The sequence below is a fragment of the Erythrobacter sp. JK5 genome (assembly GCF_018205975.1).
Lineage (GTDB): Bacteria > Pseudomonadota > Alphaproteobacteria > Sphingomonadales > Sphingomonadaceae > Erythrobacter.
In genome coordinates, this window is sequence record NZ_CP073577.1 from 2,933,148 (window position 1) to 2,946,829 (window position 13,682).

General features: G+C 65.4%; 14 protein-coding genes. 8 read left to right on the plus strand and 6 right to left on the minus strand.

The genetic code is table 11. The features are described 5' to 3' along the window. Nucleotide 1: 1 nt before the first annotated feature. On the plus strand, nt 2-472 hold the full coding sequence (locus tag KDC96_RS14340) for a DUF5063 domain-containing protein (RefSeq protein WP_212449056.1): 471 nt from the start codon (nt 2-4) through the stop codon (nt 470-472). Between the two features lie 4 nt (nt 473-476). Here KDC96_RS14340 and KDC96_RS14345 read toward each other — a convergent pair whose 3' ends face one another. Next, nucleotides 477-1,085: an HNH endonuclease gene (locus KDC96_RS14345; protein WP_212449057.1), complete on the minus strand. Its 609-nt coding sequence runs from the start codon at nt 1,083-1,085 to the stop codon at nt 477-479. A gap of 141 nt (nt 1,086-1,226) precedes the next feature. On the opposite strand from KDC96_RS14345, the gene gluQRS reads away from it, so the two are divergent. The 5 genes from gluQRS to KDC96_RS14370 are packed head-to-tail and all read left to right on the plus strand — an operon-like array spanning nt 1,227 to nt 4,219. Continuing rightward, nucleotides 1,227-2,045: a tRNA glutamyl-Q(34) synthetase GluQRS gene (gluQRS, locus tag KDC96_RS14350; protein WP_212449058.1), complete on the plus strand. Its 819-nt coding sequence runs from the start codon at nt 1,227-1,229 to the stop codon at nt 2,043-2,045. A gap of 24 nt (nt 2,046-2,069) precedes the next feature. After that, the gene (locus KDC96_RS14355; protein WP_212449059.1) at nt 2,070-2,300 is read left to right on the plus strand and encodes an HIG1 domain-containing protein; all 231 of its coding nucleotides are present in this window, start codon (nt 2,070-2,072) and stop codon (nt 2,298-2,300) included. 33 nt (nt 2,301-2,333) lie between these two features. Next, the gene (locus KDC96_RS14360) at nt 2,334-2,921 is read left to right on the plus strand and encodes a cob(I)yrinic acid a,c-diamide adenosyltransferase (RefSeq protein WP_212449060.1); all 588 of its coding nucleotides are present in this window, start codon (nt 2,334-2,336) and stop codon (nt 2,919-2,921) included. Nucleotides 2,922-2,980: 59 nt separating this feature from the next. After that, nucleotides 2,981-3,850, plus strand: coding sequence for a 3-hydroxyacyl-CoA dehydrogenase NAD-binding domain-containing protein (locus KDC96_RS14365; RefSeq protein ID WP_212449061.1), 870 nt, complete (start codon nt 2,981-2,983; stop codon nt 3,848-3,850). A gap of 51 nt (nt 3,851-3,901) precedes the next feature. Next, nucleotides 3,902-4,219: a hypothetical protein gene (locus tag KDC96_RS14370; protein ID WP_212449062.1), complete on the plus strand. Its 318-nt coding sequence runs from the start codon at nt 3,902-3,904 to the stop codon at nt 4,217-4,219. A 31-nt stretch (nt 4,220-4,250) separates the two neighbouring features. Here the strand turns inward: KDC96_RS14370 and KDC96_RS14375 are convergent, their stop codons facing one another. Together KDC96_RS14375 and mutS are read right to left on the minus strand one after the other, a co-directional pair. After that, entirely contained in the window at nt 4,251-4,718 is a 468-nt protein-coding gene (locus tag KDC96_RS14375; protein WP_212449063.1) for a hypothetical protein, read from the minus strand. 25 nt (nt 4,719-4,743) lie between these two features. Beyond that, complete coding sequence (gene mutS, locus KDC96_RS14380) at nt 4,744-7,371, minus strand: DNA mismatch repair protein MutS (protein WP_212449064.1); 2,628 nt, start codon at nt 7,369-7,371, stop codon at nt 4,744-4,746. A gap of 125 nt (nt 7,372-7,496) precedes the next feature. Between mutS and KDC96_RS14385 the strand changes: the two genes are divergently transcribed. Then, nucleotides 7,497-9,758 carry an NADP-dependent malic enzyme gene (locus KDC96_RS14385; protein ID WP_212449065.1) on the plus strand — a complete coding sequence of 754 codons (2,262 nt, stop codon included), beginning with the start codon at nt 7,497-7,499 and terminating at the stop codon, nt 9,756-9,758. Here KDC96_RS14385 and KDC96_RS14390 read toward each other — a convergent pair. Continuing rightward, nucleotides 9,755-10,981 carry a DUF917 domain-containing protein gene (locus tag KDC96_RS14390; RefSeq protein WP_212449066.1) on the minus strand — a complete coding sequence of 409 codons (1,227 nt, stop codon included), beginning with the start codon at nt 10,979-10,981 and terminating at the stop codon, nt 9,755-9,757. The genes KDC96_RS14385 and KDC96_RS14390 overlap by 4 nt on opposite strands. A 113-nt stretch (nt 10,982-11,094) precedes the next feature. After that, nucleotides 11,095-11,571, minus strand: a complete 477-nt coding sequence (locus KDC96_RS14395) for an Lrp/AsnC family transcriptional regulator (RefSeq protein ID WP_212449067.1) — start codon at nt 11,569-11,571, stop codon at nt 11,095-11,097. An 84-nt stretch (nt 11,572-11,655) separates the two neighbouring features. Between KDC96_RS14395 and KDC96_RS14400 the strand changes: the two genes are divergently transcribed. After that, nucleotides 11,656-12,948: a PD40 domain-containing protein gene (locus KDC96_RS14400; RefSeq protein ID WP_212449068.1), complete on the plus strand. Its 1,293-nt coding sequence runs from the start codon at nt 11,656-11,658 to the stop codon at nt 12,946-12,948. 3 nt (nt 12,949-12,951) lie between these two features. On the opposite strand, the gene KDC96_RS14405 is transcribed toward KDC96_RS14400, so the two are convergent. Next, a complete protein-coding gene (locus tag KDC96_RS14405) occupies nt 12,952-13,653 on the minus strand; it encodes a tRNA (guanosine(46)-N(7))-methyltransferase TrmB (RefSeq protein WP_212449069.1) in 702 nt (233 codons plus the stop codon). Between the last annotated feature and the right edge of the window lie 29 nt (nt 13,654-13,682).

Sequence of the window (13,682 nt, forward strand, 5' to 3'; positions counted from 1 at the left end):
GATGACCAGCTTGGATGCGATCAGGAATGCTTGCGAGGCCTTTCTCGCTCAAATTCAGGGTCAGAAGGAAGACCGGATGGAGCATCTGCGAGAACTGGCCAAGTCTTTCGACAAGCTCACCGCAACGTATTTCGAAGTTGATGATGTCGAGCCGGACTCGGAAGATTCGCTCGCTCCCCCGATCGACTACGTTGTCCTTTACAAGCGGGCAGCCAATGCATTCCCCGAGCTTGGTTGTTATCCCGCCATCGATGTCGGGGGCACCCTTGGCGAAGAGGAAGCTCTTGTCGCTGATGCAATTGACGATCTGGCCGATATCGCGAGGGACCTATCCGAGGTCCTGTGGCACATTGAGAAGTCGTCAGAGGCAGATGCGATCTGGGAGTTCCGGTTTGGATACCAAAGTCACTGGGGCGCACATCTGCATCGGCTTCGCCATTATCTGCATTCCAGCAGAATTGCTGCTTGGTAGCACCTCAAGCCTCCAGCTCGACATCCCAGTACAGCCAGTCGCGCCACGTTTCGTGCAGGTAGTTGGGCGGGAACAGCTTGCCGTGCTGCTGCAATTGCCAGCTGGTCGGGCGGATCGGCTTCATCTGCACCGGCATGTGCGCCTGTTTCGGCGTGCGCCCGCCCTTCTTCATGTTGCACGGGGCGCAGGCGGTGATGATGTTTTCCCACGTCGTCTTCCCGCCCAGCCGGCGCGGCAGGACGTGGTCGAAAGTGAGATGCTCGCCGTTGCCGCAATACTGGCACTGGAAGTGATCGCGCAGGAACACGTTGAAGCGGGTGAAAGCCGGAAACTCGCTTTGCCTTACGTATTGCCTGAGTGCGATCACGCTCGGGATCTTCATGTCGAGGCTCGGGGAATGCACCTCGCGCTCGTAGCTGGCGACGATGTCCACCCGGTCGAGAAACACCGCCTTGATCGCGGTCTGCCACGGCCACAGGCTGAGCGGGTAATAGGACAGCGGCGTATAGTCGGCGTTGAGCACCAGCGCCGGACAGGCCGAAAGGCTGCGCGTCGGGTCTTCCTCCGCGCTGCGGAATTGGGCAGCCTTTTCGATCAGTTCGGTCTTGAACACCGCGAGCGTTCCTCCCTGATTGACTGCAACATGGCGTGGCACAAATCAGAGTCAAACCCGTGACACGCTGGCTATCCACAGGGACAGCCTGTCGATTGCCTGTGGATAGCGTGTCGAGAATTGCTGTGCCATGGATAGTGTGTGCAGACCGTCACCCGCTTCGCCCCGAGCCCCAATGGCCACCTGCACATGGGCCATGCCTACGCCGCCATCGTCGCGCACGATCTGGCGAGGGCGGCGGACGGGCGATTTCTGCTGCGGATCGAGGATATCGACGGGCCGCGTTCGCGTCCGGAACTCGCGGATGAATTCCGCCGCGATCTCGAATGGCTCGGGCTCGAATGGCACGAGGTGCCCGCGCAATCGACCCGGCTCGAAAGCTACGCGGCGGCGGCGGATCGCCTGCTCGAGGCGGGTTTGCTCTATCGCTGCACCTGCACGCGCAAGCAGATCGCCGCGCTGGAGCCACGCGCGAGGCCCGATGGCATCGCCTATCCCGGCTCGTGCAAGGACAAGGTGCATTCTTCCGGCGAACCCGCGGCGTTGCGGCTCGATGTCGATGCAGCCGTGGCGCAGGTCGGCGAGATCGTCTGGACCGACGCCCGGGCGGGCAGCGTGATCGCCGATCCGCGCGACTTCGGTGACGTGGTGATCGTCCGCAAGGATCTGCCCGCAAGCTATCACCTCGCGGTCACGCTCGACGATGCGGCGGACGGGGTAACGCTGGTGACGCGCGGGGAGGATCTGTTCACCTCCACCCACGTCCACCGGGTGCTGCAGGAACTGCTCGAACTGCCGGTGCCGCATTGGCACCATCACGGCCTGCTGCTCGACAAGGGCGGGGAAAAGCTCGCCAAGCGGCGCGGCTCGCCCCCGCTTTCCGCCCGGCGCGAGGCCGGTGAAGACGGACTGATGCTTGCCGAGCAATTGCGGTTGCAGGATTTGCCGCTTGGAACTTAGGCGCCGCGCGTCCATTTAGTGCGTATGGAATATATTCTCGTCCCCGCGCTCGTCATTCTCTGCATCATGGTTGTGGTCTCGCTGGTGCGAGGGATCATCGCATTCCTCAGGACCACCAAGGTCGATCTCGAAACCGGCAAGGGCGAAACCGCGACCGACATGCAGTTGCTGCAAAACAAGGCGATGTTCGCGCGCATCAAGTATCAGGCGCTGGCGATCGTCGTGGTGGCGATCATCCTCGCCGTCTCGCGCTAGACGAGCCGCCGATCCCGGCGCATAGGCGCTGTCATGGTCAAGCTCACCAAGATCTACACCCGCACCGGCGACGACGGCACGACCGGACTGGTCGACGGTTCGCGCTGTCCCAAGCATTCCGCGCGGATCGCCGCGATCGGCGCGGTCGATGAAGCCAACAGCGCGATCGGGCTGGCAGTCTGCGCCATCGATGGGGCCATCGACGGGGAGGCGCATCGCGCGCTGCTGACCCGCATCCAGAACGACCTGTTCGATCTCGGGGCGGACCTCGCCACCCCCAGCGACGGCGGCGATTTCGCGCCGTCCGAGATGGTGCTGCGGATCGTGCCCGCCCAGCCGCAATGGATCGAGGCGCAGATCGACGCGCTCAACGAGCGGCTGGACCCGCTCACCAGCTTCGTCCTGCCGGGCGGCAGCGAGGCGGCGGCGCGCGTCCATGTGGCCCGCGCCACGACCCGTGCAGCCGAGCGCGCGATGACTGCACTGGCGGGCGAGACCCCGACCAATCCGGCGGCGCTCGCCTATATCAACCGGCTTTCCGACCTGCTGTTCGTGCTCGCCCGGGTGCTCAACGACAATGGCTCCGCCGACGTGAAGTGGATCCCGGGAGCGAATCGCTAGCCAATCCTGCGGCCCACGGCTAACAGGCCGCTTGCTGCACTTGCGAAGGGATTGCTGCCATGCGGAATATTGCTGTCATCGGGGCCGGGCAGATGGGCACCGGCATCGCCCAGACCGTGGCGCAACACGGAATGCAGGTGATGCTCTCCGATATCGACCTCGCCGCTGCCGAGGCGGGCAAGGCCAAGGTCGAAGCGGCGCTGGTCAAGCTCGCCGGCCGCGGCAAGATCGAGGCCGGCGAAGCCGAACAGCTGCTCGCCCGCATCACTCCGGTCGCCGACTACGCGCCGATGGAATCCGCCGATCTCATCATCGAAGCCGCGACCGAGCGCGAGGAGATCAAGAACGCGATCTTCGACGCCGCCGGAAAGGTCCTCGCGCCGACTGCGATCATGGCGTCGAACACCAGCTCGATCCCGATCACCCGCATGGCCAACCATTCGCCCGATCCGGCGCGGTTCATCGGGCTGCACTTTTTCAACCCGGTCCCGGTGATGGGCCTGATCGAAGTGATCCCCGGCCTTGCCACGGCGCAGGTCACCACCGACCGCGTGACAGCCTTCGCCAAGGGGCTGGGCAAGGAAGTGGTGCTGAGCCAGGACGAGCCCGGCTTCGTCGTCAACCGGATCCTGCTGCCGATGATCAACGAGGCGGTGTTCGTGCTCGGCCAGTCGACCGCCGGGATCGAGGATATCGACAAGGGTTGCCGGCTCGGTCTCAACCACCCGATGGGGCCGCTGCAGCTCGCCGATTTCGTCGGGCTCGATACCTGCCTCGACATCATCAACGTGCTCTACCGGACCACCCGCGACAGCAAGTATCGCCCCGCCCCGCTGCTGGTGAAGTATGTCGAGGCCGGCTGGCTCGGCCGCAAGACCGGGCGCGGGTTCTACGATTATTCGGGCGAGGCGCCCGTTCCGACGCGCTAAATCGGAACCTGGTGCAGGGTCATCCCGTTGGTTTTGCAAAGGAGCATTTGCATGACCGATACTAGGAACCCCGTCAGCCAGGAGCAGCGCCAGGCCGGGCTCGCCCCCGAAACCCACAATGACGAGCAGGACGATCACCGCGCGCAGGCGCAGGAGGTCGCCCAGCAGGCGCAGGACGGGTCGCATGGCAAACCCGGTGGAACCGAAAGCCGCAAGCCCGCGTCACCCGGCGTCGATGGCGTTGCCGGAAACGAGACGGACCTGATCGATCAGATGCGCGATATGGAAAAGTCCGGACGGATCGACAATGGCGCGTTCGAAGGCGAACCCAACCACGACGACGATACGAGCAAGTACAAGGACGGCTGACCGCACGCCCTGCAGCGCTTCGCAGGCAGGCCTACTTCACCTCGTCGACCGGACCGCCGCCCGGCGACAGGCCCTCGGGCACCGCCGGCTGGCTGGTCGCGCGCCCGACCTTGTCCGACCGGTCGCGCGCTTGCCGCGCTGCCGGTTCGCCCCGATCCTTGGACGCGGATCGTTCGTCCTGCGCCCCGGCATCGTCGTTCTTGCGGGAATCGTCCTCGTCGACGAGGTCCGAGCTTTGGGCCGGGTCGGGATCGAATCCCTCGGCATTATCGATCAGCTCTTCGTCGGATACCCAGTCGGCAATGTCCGGCTGCGGCGGGAGCGCCTGCGATTGCTGGGTGCGCTCGACGACGCGCACCGGCGTTGCCGCTCCTTCCGCCCCGTCGACATCGACGCCGCTGAGCGAATTGTCGGTACCCATCAGCACGGCCGCCCCGGCCAGCGTGATCCCGGCAAATGCGAGCGCAACTTTGCTGTTTTCGAACAAGATTCTCGACATGCGGGCGACGATAGCCCGATTTGGGTTAACGTTTGGTGGAATTGAGCCCGCGCTTGAGGTCGTAGAGCAGGTCGAGCGCCTCGCGCGGGGAAAGGGCGTCTAGATCGGTTTCGCGCAGCCGCTCGGCCAGCGTGTCTTCCGGTGTGGCTTCGGGCACGGGGGAGGCGGCGGCGAACAGCGGAAGATCGCCCAGTCCCGCTGCAATCCCGCCGGTTTCGGAGCGCGATTTCTCCAGCTTCGCGAGCACTTGCCGCGCGCGCTCGACGACCGGCGCCGGGACCCCGGCGAGCTTGGCCACGGCGAGACCATAGCTGCGATCGGCAGGCCCCTCGGCAAGCTCGTGCAGCAGCACCAGATCGCCTTTCCATTCGCGCGCGCGGACGTGGTGGAGCGAGAGCGCCTCGCAACTTTCGGCGAGCCGGGCGAGCTCGTGATAGTGGGTCGCGAACAGGCACAGGCAGGCGATGCGCGAATGCACCGCCTCGACCACAGCCCAGGCCAGCGCCAGCCCGTCATAGGTTGAGGTTCCGCGCCCAACCTCGTCGAGGATCACGAAGCTCCGTTCGGTCGCCTGCGTCAGGATCGCGGCGGTCTCGATCATCTCGACCATGAAGGTCGACCGGCCGCGAGCAAGGTTGTCGGATGCGCCGACGCGGCTGAACAGCCGATCGACCATGCCGATTTGCGCCGACCCGGCGGGAACGTAGCATCCCGCCTGCGCCATCAGGACGATCAGCGCATTCTGGCGCAGGAAGGTCGATTTGCCGCCCATATTGGGGCCGCCGATCAGCCACAGCCGGTCGCGGTCTGACAGGCTGCAATCATTCGCAACGAACCTCTCGCCGGTCTTCGACAAGGCCGCCTCGACGACCGGGTGACGCCCCGCCGCGATGGCGATGCCCGGTTCGTCCTCGATCTGCGGGCGACACCAGTCGCCTTCGCTGGCGCGCTCGGCATTGCCCGCCGCAACGTCGATCCGCGCCAGCGCGGCGGCGGTGGCGGCGATCCGTTCCCGTGCAGCCGTGACTTCCCCGACCAATTCCTCGAAATGCGCGTCCTCGGCGGCGAGCGCGCGTCCGCCCGCTTCGGAAATCCGCGAGGCCTCTTCGTGCAGCGCCAGCGAGTTGAAGCGCACCGCGCCTTTCATCGTCTGGCGATGGGTGAAGCCGCTATCGGCCTCCATGAACCTGTCGGCATGGCGGCTGGGCACCTCGATGAAATAGCCGAGCACGCCGTTATGCTTGATCTTGAGGCTCGCGACCCCGGTTTCCTCGCGATAGCGGGCCTCCATCCGCGCGATGGCGCGGCGGGCATTGCCGGAGATTTCGCGCAATTCGTCGAGCCCGGCATCGTAGCCTTCCGCGATGAACCCGCCATTGGCGCGTTCGGTCGGCGGCGAGGGGACGAGCGCGCGATCAAGCAGGTCGGTGAGCGCGCCGTGGCCGCTGAGCTGCGGAAGAAGCGTATCGAGTAAGACCGGGCGGTCGGCCTCGGCCCTGAGCCAGTCGTGCAGCCGCCGCGCTTCGTTCAGCCCGTCGCGAATCTGTCCGAGATCGCGCGGGCTGCCGCGTCCGGCAACGATCCGTCCGAGCGCCCGGCCAATATCGGGCAGAGCGCGCAGGACGTCGCGCAGCTGCGCCCGTTCGATCGGCCGGTCGCGCCAGAACTGCACCAGCGCCAGACGATCCTCGATCTGTGCGCGGTCGAGCAGCGGGGCGGAGAGGTCTTCAGCCAGTAGCCGCGATCCAGCTCCCGTGGCGCAGCGATCAAGCGTGGCAACCAGACTTCCCGCGCGTCCACCCTGCTGACTCTCGAGGATCTCGAGACTTGCCCGCGTGGCTTCGTCCATCGCCATGCCGGCCTTGGCCGCACGCAGGACCGGGGGCAGCAGCAGCGGCAGGGTGCCGCGCCCGACATAGTCGAGATACCCGATCAGCCCCCCCGCCGCCGCCAGCATCGCGCGCGAAAAGTCGCCGAAGCCGTCGAGCGTGGCGACCCGATGCACCCGCCTGAGCTGCGCCTCGCCTGCATCGCTGGTGAAATCGGAGCGGTTGTGAAATGTCGTATCGTCCGGCCCGAAGTCCCACTCTTCTGGCACCACCACTTCGGTCGCGCCCAGTCGGGCCAGCTCTGCGCCCAGCATCTCCGGTGCGCATTCCTCCAGCACCATCGCCCCGGTCGAAATGTCGCAGCTGGCAATCCCGATCGTCCCGCGCACGCCCGCCAGTGCCGCGAGCATGTTGGCCCGGCGCGGTTCGAGCAGCGCTTCCTCGGTCAGTGTGCCCGCCGTCACGAACCGAACGATATCGCGCTGCACCAGCGCCTTGGACGAGGGCTTGCCCTCGCGTTTCGCGCGCGCCTTCGCTTCCTCGGGCGTCTCGACCTGTTCGGCGATCGCCACCCGCTGACCGGCCTTTATCAGCCGTGCAAGGTAGCCTTCCGCCGAATGCACCGGAACCCCGCACATCGGTATCGGGTCGCCGCCGTGTTCGCCCCGGCTGGTCAGCGCGATGTCGAGAATGTCGGATGCCACCCTGGCGTCGTCGAAGAACAGCTCGAAGAAATCGCCCATCCGGTAGAACAGCAGCGACCCCTCGGCCTCGCGCTTGAGCGCGAGGTATTGTTCCATCATCGGGGTTACTTTGGCGGCCATCCGACTGGCCTAACCGGGGCCTCGCCGATTCGGAACGGTTCCGGCGGCGCTTTCCCCTATCGCTTGTGCCGCGACCGGGCTAAGCGCATCGCAATCCATCCGGCGAGACTTGTTCAGAGGGGCTTATGGCCGACGACCGCACACCGTCTTTCACCACGCGCGAGGCGCTGTTCTACCACGAGACGATCCGTCCGGGTAAGCTGGAGGTGGTCGCGACCAAGCCGATGACCTCGCAGCGCGATCTCAGCCTGGCCTATTCGCCGGGCGTCGCCGCGCCGGTCGAAGCGATTGCCGCCGATCCCTCGCTCGCCGCGCGCTACACCGCGCGCTCGAACATGGTGGCGGTGATTTCCAACGGCACCGCGATCCTCGGCCTCGGCAATCTCGGCGCGCTGGCATCCAAGCCGGTGATGGAGGGCAAGGCGGTGTTGTTCAAGCGCTTCGCCGATGTCGATTCGATCGATATCGAGCTCGATACCGAGGACCCCGAAGCGTTCATCAATGCCGTGGCGCTGATGGAGCCGAGCTTTGGCGGCATCAATCTTGAAGACATCAAGGCGCCCGAATGCTTCATCATCGAGCAGGCGCTTCGCGAGCGGATGAAAATCCCGGTGATGCACGATGACCAGCACGGCACCGCGATCATCGCCGCCGCCGGTCTCATCAATGCCTGCCACCTGACCGGCCGCGAGCTCAAGGATTGCAAGATGGTGGTGAACGGCGCGGGTGCCTCGGCGCTGGCCTGCACCGCGCTGATCAAGGCGATGGGGATCCGCCACGAAAACGTGATCGTGTGCGACCGTTCCGGCCCGATCTATCCGGGGCGCGACGATGTCGACCAGTGGAAGAGCGCGCACGCCGTGCCGACCGAGGCGCGCAGCCTCGAAGAGGCGCTGGTCGGCGCGGATATTTTCCTCGGCCTGTCGGCGGCCGGGGCGCTCAAGCCCGAATGGGTGAAGAAGATGGCCGACAAGCCGATCATCTTCGCCATGGCCAACCCGGTGCCGGAAATCATGCCCGATGAAGCCAAGGCGGTGCGCCCCGATGCGATTATCGCCACCGGGCGCAGCGATTTTCCCAACCAGGTCAACAACGTGCTCGGCTTCCCCTTCATCTTCCGCGGCGCGCTCGACGTGCAGGCGACCACGATCAACGAAGAGATGAAGATCGCCGCCGCACAGGCGATTGCCGCGCTGGCGCGCCAGAGCGTGCCGGAAGAAGTGGCCAGCGCTTATGGCCGCAACCACAAGTTCGGCACCGACTACATCATCCCCGCCCCGTTCGATCCGCGCCTGATCGAGGTCGTGTCCTCGGCGGTGGCGAAGGCGGCGATGGATTCGGGCGTGGCGCAGGCGCAGATCGAGGATTTCGACCAGTACCGCCACGCGCTCAAATCGCGGCTCAACCCCACCACATCGGTGCTGACCGGGGTTTACGAGGACGCGCGCAACAACCCGCGCCGGATGGTGTTCGCCGAGGCGGAGGAAGAGGTGGTGCTGCGCGCCGCGATCCAGTTCCGCGATTTCGGTTACGGCACCCCGATCCTGGTCGGGCGGACCAAGGCGGTGGTCGACAAGCTGCACCAGCTTTCGGTCAGCGACCCCGGCAGTTTCGAGATTCAGAACTCGGCCGACAGCGAGCACGTGCCCGCGATGGTCGATTATCTCTACAAGCGTTTGCAGCGGCGCGGCTATACCGAGCGCGACGTGCGCCGGATGGTCAATCAGGAGCGCAACGTCTTCGCCGCGCTGCTGGTCGCGCTGGGGCATGGGGACGGGATGATTTCGGGCCTGACGCGGACCTTCGCGCAGACCGCGAAGGAGATCAACCGCGTGCTCGATCCCAAGCCGGGCGCGCTGCCGTTCGGCATCCACATGATGATCGGCAAGAACCACACGACCTTCCTCGCCGACACCACGATCAACGAACGCCCGAGCGCCGAGGAACTCGCGCATATCGCCAGGGAAACCGCTGCGGTCGCGCGCCGCATGGGCCACGAACCGCGCGTCGCGTTCCTCAGCTATTCGACCTTCGGCAACCCGTCGGGCCAGTGGCTCGCGAATATCCGCGAGGCGGTGCACATCCTCGACCGCGAGGACCCAGGTTTCGAATACGAAGGCGAAATGGCGCCCGACGCGGCGCTCAATCCCAAGGTGATGGAGCTCTACCCCTTCAGCCGGTTGTCCGCGCCCGCCAACGTGCTGGTGATGCCCGGCCTGCAATCGGCCAACCTTTCGGCCAAGATCCTGCGCGAGCTCGGCGGAAACGCGACGATCGGTCCGATGCTGATCGGGATGGAGAAGCCGGTGCAGATCGTGCCGATGACGGCGATCGCGCCCGACGTGCTGACGCTGGCAGTGCTGGCGAGCGCGGGGGTGGTGGGTTAACCCACCAGCTCCTCAATCGGGACATAGTCGAGGTCGTACCCGAAATACCTCGGGCTGAAGACGGCCAAGCCTGCGTCGGTGCGCCATAGCGGGTCGGAGCGAAAGCCCAGCACCGCCACCGCCTGTCCGTTCTCGTAACCGGGGTTCACGATCCCGTCGGCGCTTTCGAGGTCGATGATGCTGATGAGATCGGGGCAGGTCGCCACCAACGCGCCGTCGCGGCGTGCGACGAGGTGCTCGTTCTTGACGTCGGTTGCGAAGCTCTGCCCCGCGAAGTCGCCGGTGCCTTTAAGCCTGACTGTGCCTTGCAGAAATCCGTCCTCGTCACGCCATTCGGTGCTCGCAACCGTGCCGGTGAACAGCAGGTAGCCGTCGCCAACGGCGCGGGCGGCTTCGATCGGGTCGCCGCCCGCCGCTTTCGCCTCGCGCACCGCTGCGCCGATATTGCGAGCAAGGGTCAGGCTGCCGGTCACCAGCGTGCCGTCCTGTTTCGCCTGCGCGCCGGTGATCGGGCTGTCCGCGACGCCGCAGGCACGGCTGACCACCGCGACGCTGCGCAAGATATCCTCGGCGCGAGTGGGGTCGCCGAGCGTTTCGATGATCATCTCGTCGCCGAACGGAGTGGCCGCGCCGATCGGGGTGAGCGGTAGCCCTGCGACCTTGACCGAGTGCTGGTTGATCTCCGGCACGGCTCGTCCAACCGTATCGGCATCGAGCGCGGGCACGCCCAGCCGCGCAGCGATCGACAGCCCTTCGGCGAGGCTGAGCGGTCCGATCTCGCCGAGGATCACGCCGGCGAATTTCTGATCGAGGTGCCGTTCGAGCGCCTCGAACGCGGCCTGCACCGGCTCCTCGACCTTGTTTGCGATCGCGTCGAGCCGCGCCTGCATCTCTGCGCTGGTCTCGGCGAGACTGGCGAGGCCATAGGGGCAGGCGACGCGGTCAGTATCGGCGAGCGCCGACACGGGCAGGGCGGTGACGATCAGTCCCGCGGCAAGGTCCTTTGCGACCAGTTCGCGGGCTGCTTCGAGGCTGCCCCCGCCGCCGGTGCCGAGATACGAACTCCCGACCAGCGCATCCTCCAGCGCTTCGGCGTCCAGTACGGTTGCGTCGGGATTGGCCGCCCGTTCGCCGCCAACCTCGCCCGGCGCGATCTCGCGGCACGCCGCCAGCGCGCCTGCCGCCACCACCAGTCCGCCCATGAATTGCCGCCGTGAAGTCATTCGCGTTTCCCCCGTCAAGGCAGGGATCGTGGCCGAGCGTATCGGCAATTGCAATTCTGCCGGCGCACAGCTGCTTGCAGCAACGCCCCTGCCGCGTGCGGCCTGGGCCGGAATCAATCGTCGAGCGCAATCTCGGTCGAAAACTTGATGCGCGAATAGACGACGTACGACGTGCACCGCCGGACGGCCGGATCGGCGAGAATGTTGTCCTCCAGCCAGACTTCGTAGTGGCTCATGTCCGGCGCGCGCACATGCAGGATCATGTCCACCTCGCCCGTCACGCGGTAACATTGCGAGACGGCGGGATCGTTCAGGAACCTCTTCTTCAGAGCGTCGTAGCGGCTCGAATGCTCTTCGTTCATCGACACCGAGACGATGATTTCGATCCCGGCATAGCGATGATTGAGCAAGGCGACCTCGCGGTCGATCACGCCTGCGGTGCGCAGGCGTTTGATCCGTCGGCGCACGCTCGATTCGGAGCTGCCGACGACTTCGGCAATCGCAGCCAAGGGCTGGCCCGCATCATTTTGCAGCACGGTGAGAATTCGCCGATCGAGCGAATCGAGCTGCATTTGGCGCTTATTGTTCATTTTGTGCGCTCATATGGCGTTTTGCGTTCAATGGAAGGGCATCTTTGCGCACCTGCGCAAAGCGGCCTTTGCTATCCAGCAGAAATGACAGAGAAAATTCGCATCCCCACCATCGCACTCGTCGGCATCATCGCCAGCCTGGGGACCGCCACGCCGACCCTGTCGCAGGAGTACGATCCGGTGGTTACCCCTGCACCCGGCGATCGTGATGTGACAGCCGAGATCGTGCGGCACGACAACGGTCGTCTGGCCAAGCGCGCGTTCCGGAAGGATGGCGAGGTCAACGGCCTGTTTCAGGAATGGAACGAGGACGGGACCCTCAAACTGATCGCCGAATGGAAGGACGGCAAGGGCGAGGGAGTGTGGATCTATTTCCACCCCAACGGCATCGTCAGCGAACGGTCCTACGTTACCCAAGACAGATGGCATGGGCCGAGCGAAGGCTGGCACGAGAACGGGCAAAAGGCGTTCGAGGGCATCTTCGAAATGGGGGTGAGGCAATCGCCCTTCCGCTACTGGGACGAACAGGGGCGCGCCTACGGCCCAGCGGCGCAGCTGCAGACCCGGAGCCGCTCGCCTCAGGCGATCCTCGACGGTTTCTTTCCCGATGGGTTCAACGCCTGGGACGTGACGTTCAGCATCGACCTGCAGACCATGTTCGTCGGCACCGGCGATGACGACGGCAAGAACCGCCGGATCCTGATGCGGCGGTGGCAGGGCGGGGAATGGTCCGCGCTCGAACCGGCCCCCTTTGCCGATCTCTCGGCTGCGGAAGGCACGCCGATCTCCAGCCATGACGGCGAATATGTGTATTTCAGCAGCGATCGCCATAAGGTCGCAGAGCCGGACAACCAGCGGCGCGATCTGTACCGGGTGTCGCGCCGTTCGGGATGGGGCGAGGTCGAGCGGATCACGGCAACGCCCGCCTACGGCGAAGTGGCGCTCACCACTGCCGAGGGGGGACTGGGCGTGATGTGGACCGATCGCAGGCTCGATGGCGAAGCGCGGATCGGACTGTATGAAGTCGCAATCGGCCCCGAGCCGGAAAGTTTCCGGATCGTTCGCAACATCAACGATCTCCACACCGGGGACAGCTCGGGCGAGGCCTATCCGGCATTGTCGCCCGATGGCAGTTATCTGCTGTTTTCGAATTACGATCTGGCCGGCGAGGGCAGCAGGGAAGATCTCTACATCGTCATGCGCGAGGGTGACGGCTGGGCGTCTCCAAAGCTGCTGGCCGCGCCGTTCTCTTCCTCGGATAACGACAGTGCCGTGCAGGTGCTGGCTGACGGGTCGCTGATTTTCAGCCAGTCGGGCGCCAGGGGAACGCGCTTCTATTCGGTTGCGATCGAGGCCCTGTTGCCTGCCGCGAAATAGAAATCACCGCCGCCGGAAGCGGAAGTACCACACTTCGTGGCCGAACACTTCGCGCGCCTTCGTTTCGTAGCGCGTTTCGCACCACCCGCTCGGGCGGTTCTGCCAGCTTGACGGCCCTTCGACGACCCATTCGAAGACGTCGGTGAAGCGCTGCATCACCATCAGCGCGTGGCGCAGATAGACCGGGTGATCGGTGCCGAACCGAAACTCGCCGCCGGGCTTCAGCTTGTCGGCGAACATCTGCACCGGGCCATCGTTCATCATCCGGCGCTTGGCGTGCTTGTTCTTGGGCCACGGATCGGGGTGAAGCAAATAGAGCATCGTCAGCGCGCCGTCGGGCACGCGCGCAAGCACTTCCAGCGCATCGCCATTGTGCAGCCGGATGTTGGCGAGCCGTTGCTCCTCAATATGGGTCAGCGCCTGCGCCACGCCGTTGAGGAACGGCTCGGCGCCGATGAAGCCGTGATTGGGCAGCAGGTCGGCGCGATAGGCGAGGTGTTCCCCGCCGCCGAAGCCGATTTCGAAATGCAGCGGGCAATCCTCGCCGAACAGTGCTTGCGCGGTCACCGGGCCCTCGGCGGGCACCGCGATCTGCGGCAGGAGGTTGTCGACCAGCGCCTGCTGCCGCGCGCGCAGCGGCTTGCCCACCGATCGGCCATAAAGCCGGCTGAGCGTCGTGGGATCGCCTTCCTTGAATGCAGTCATGGCCGGGCGGGTAATCGGGCAGCGCGCGG

Bases quoted from the DNA above. Each gene is read 5' to 3' on its own strand.
- KDC96_RS14340 (WP_212449056.1), top strand. From the start codon at position 2: ATGACCAGCTTGGATGCGATCAGGAATGCTTGCGAGGCCTTTCTCGCT.
- KDC96_RS14355 (WP_212449059.1), top strand. From the start codon at position 2,070: ATGGAATATATTCTCGTCCCCGCGCTCGTCATTCTCTGCATCATGGTT.
- KDC96_RS14360 (WP_212449060.1), top strand. From the start codon at position 2,334: ATGGTCAAGCTCACCAAGATCTACACCCGCACCGGCGACGACGGCACG.
- KDC96_RS14365 (WP_212449061.1), top strand. From the start codon at position 2,981: ATGCGGAATATTGCTGTCATCGGGGCCGGGCAGATGGGCACCGGCATC.
- KDC96_RS14370 (WP_212449062.1), top strand. From the start codon at position 3,902: ATGACCGATACTAGGAACCCCGTCAGCCAGGAGCAGCGCCAGGCCGGG.
- KDC96_RS14375 (WP_212449063.1), bottom strand. From the start codon at position 4,718: ATGTCGAGAATCTTGTTCGAAAACAGCAAAGTTGCGCTCGCATTTGCC.
- mutS (WP_212449064.1), bottom strand. From the start codon at position 7,371: ATGGCCGCCAAAGTAACCCCGATGATGGAACAATACCTCGCGCTCAAG.
- KDC96_RS14385 (WP_212449065.1), top strand. From the start codon at position 7,497: ATGGCCGACGACCGCACACCGTCTTTCACCACGCGCGAGGCGCTGTTC.
- KDC96_RS14390 (WP_212449066.1), bottom strand. From the start codon at position 10,981: ATGACTTCACGGCGGCAATTCATGGGCGGACTGGTGGTGGCGGCAGGC.
- KDC96_RS14395 (WP_212449067.1), bottom strand. From the start codon at position 11,571: ATGAACAATAAGCGCCAAATGCAGCTCGATTCGCTCGATCGGCGAATT.
- KDC96_RS14400 (WP_212449068.1), top strand. From the start codon at position 11,656: ATGACAGAGAAAATTCGCATCCCCACCATCGCACTCGTCGGCATCATC.
- KDC96_RS14405 (WP_212449069.1), bottom strand. From the start codon at position 13,653: ATGACTGCATTCAAGGAAGGCGATCCCACGACGCTCAGCCGGCTTTAT.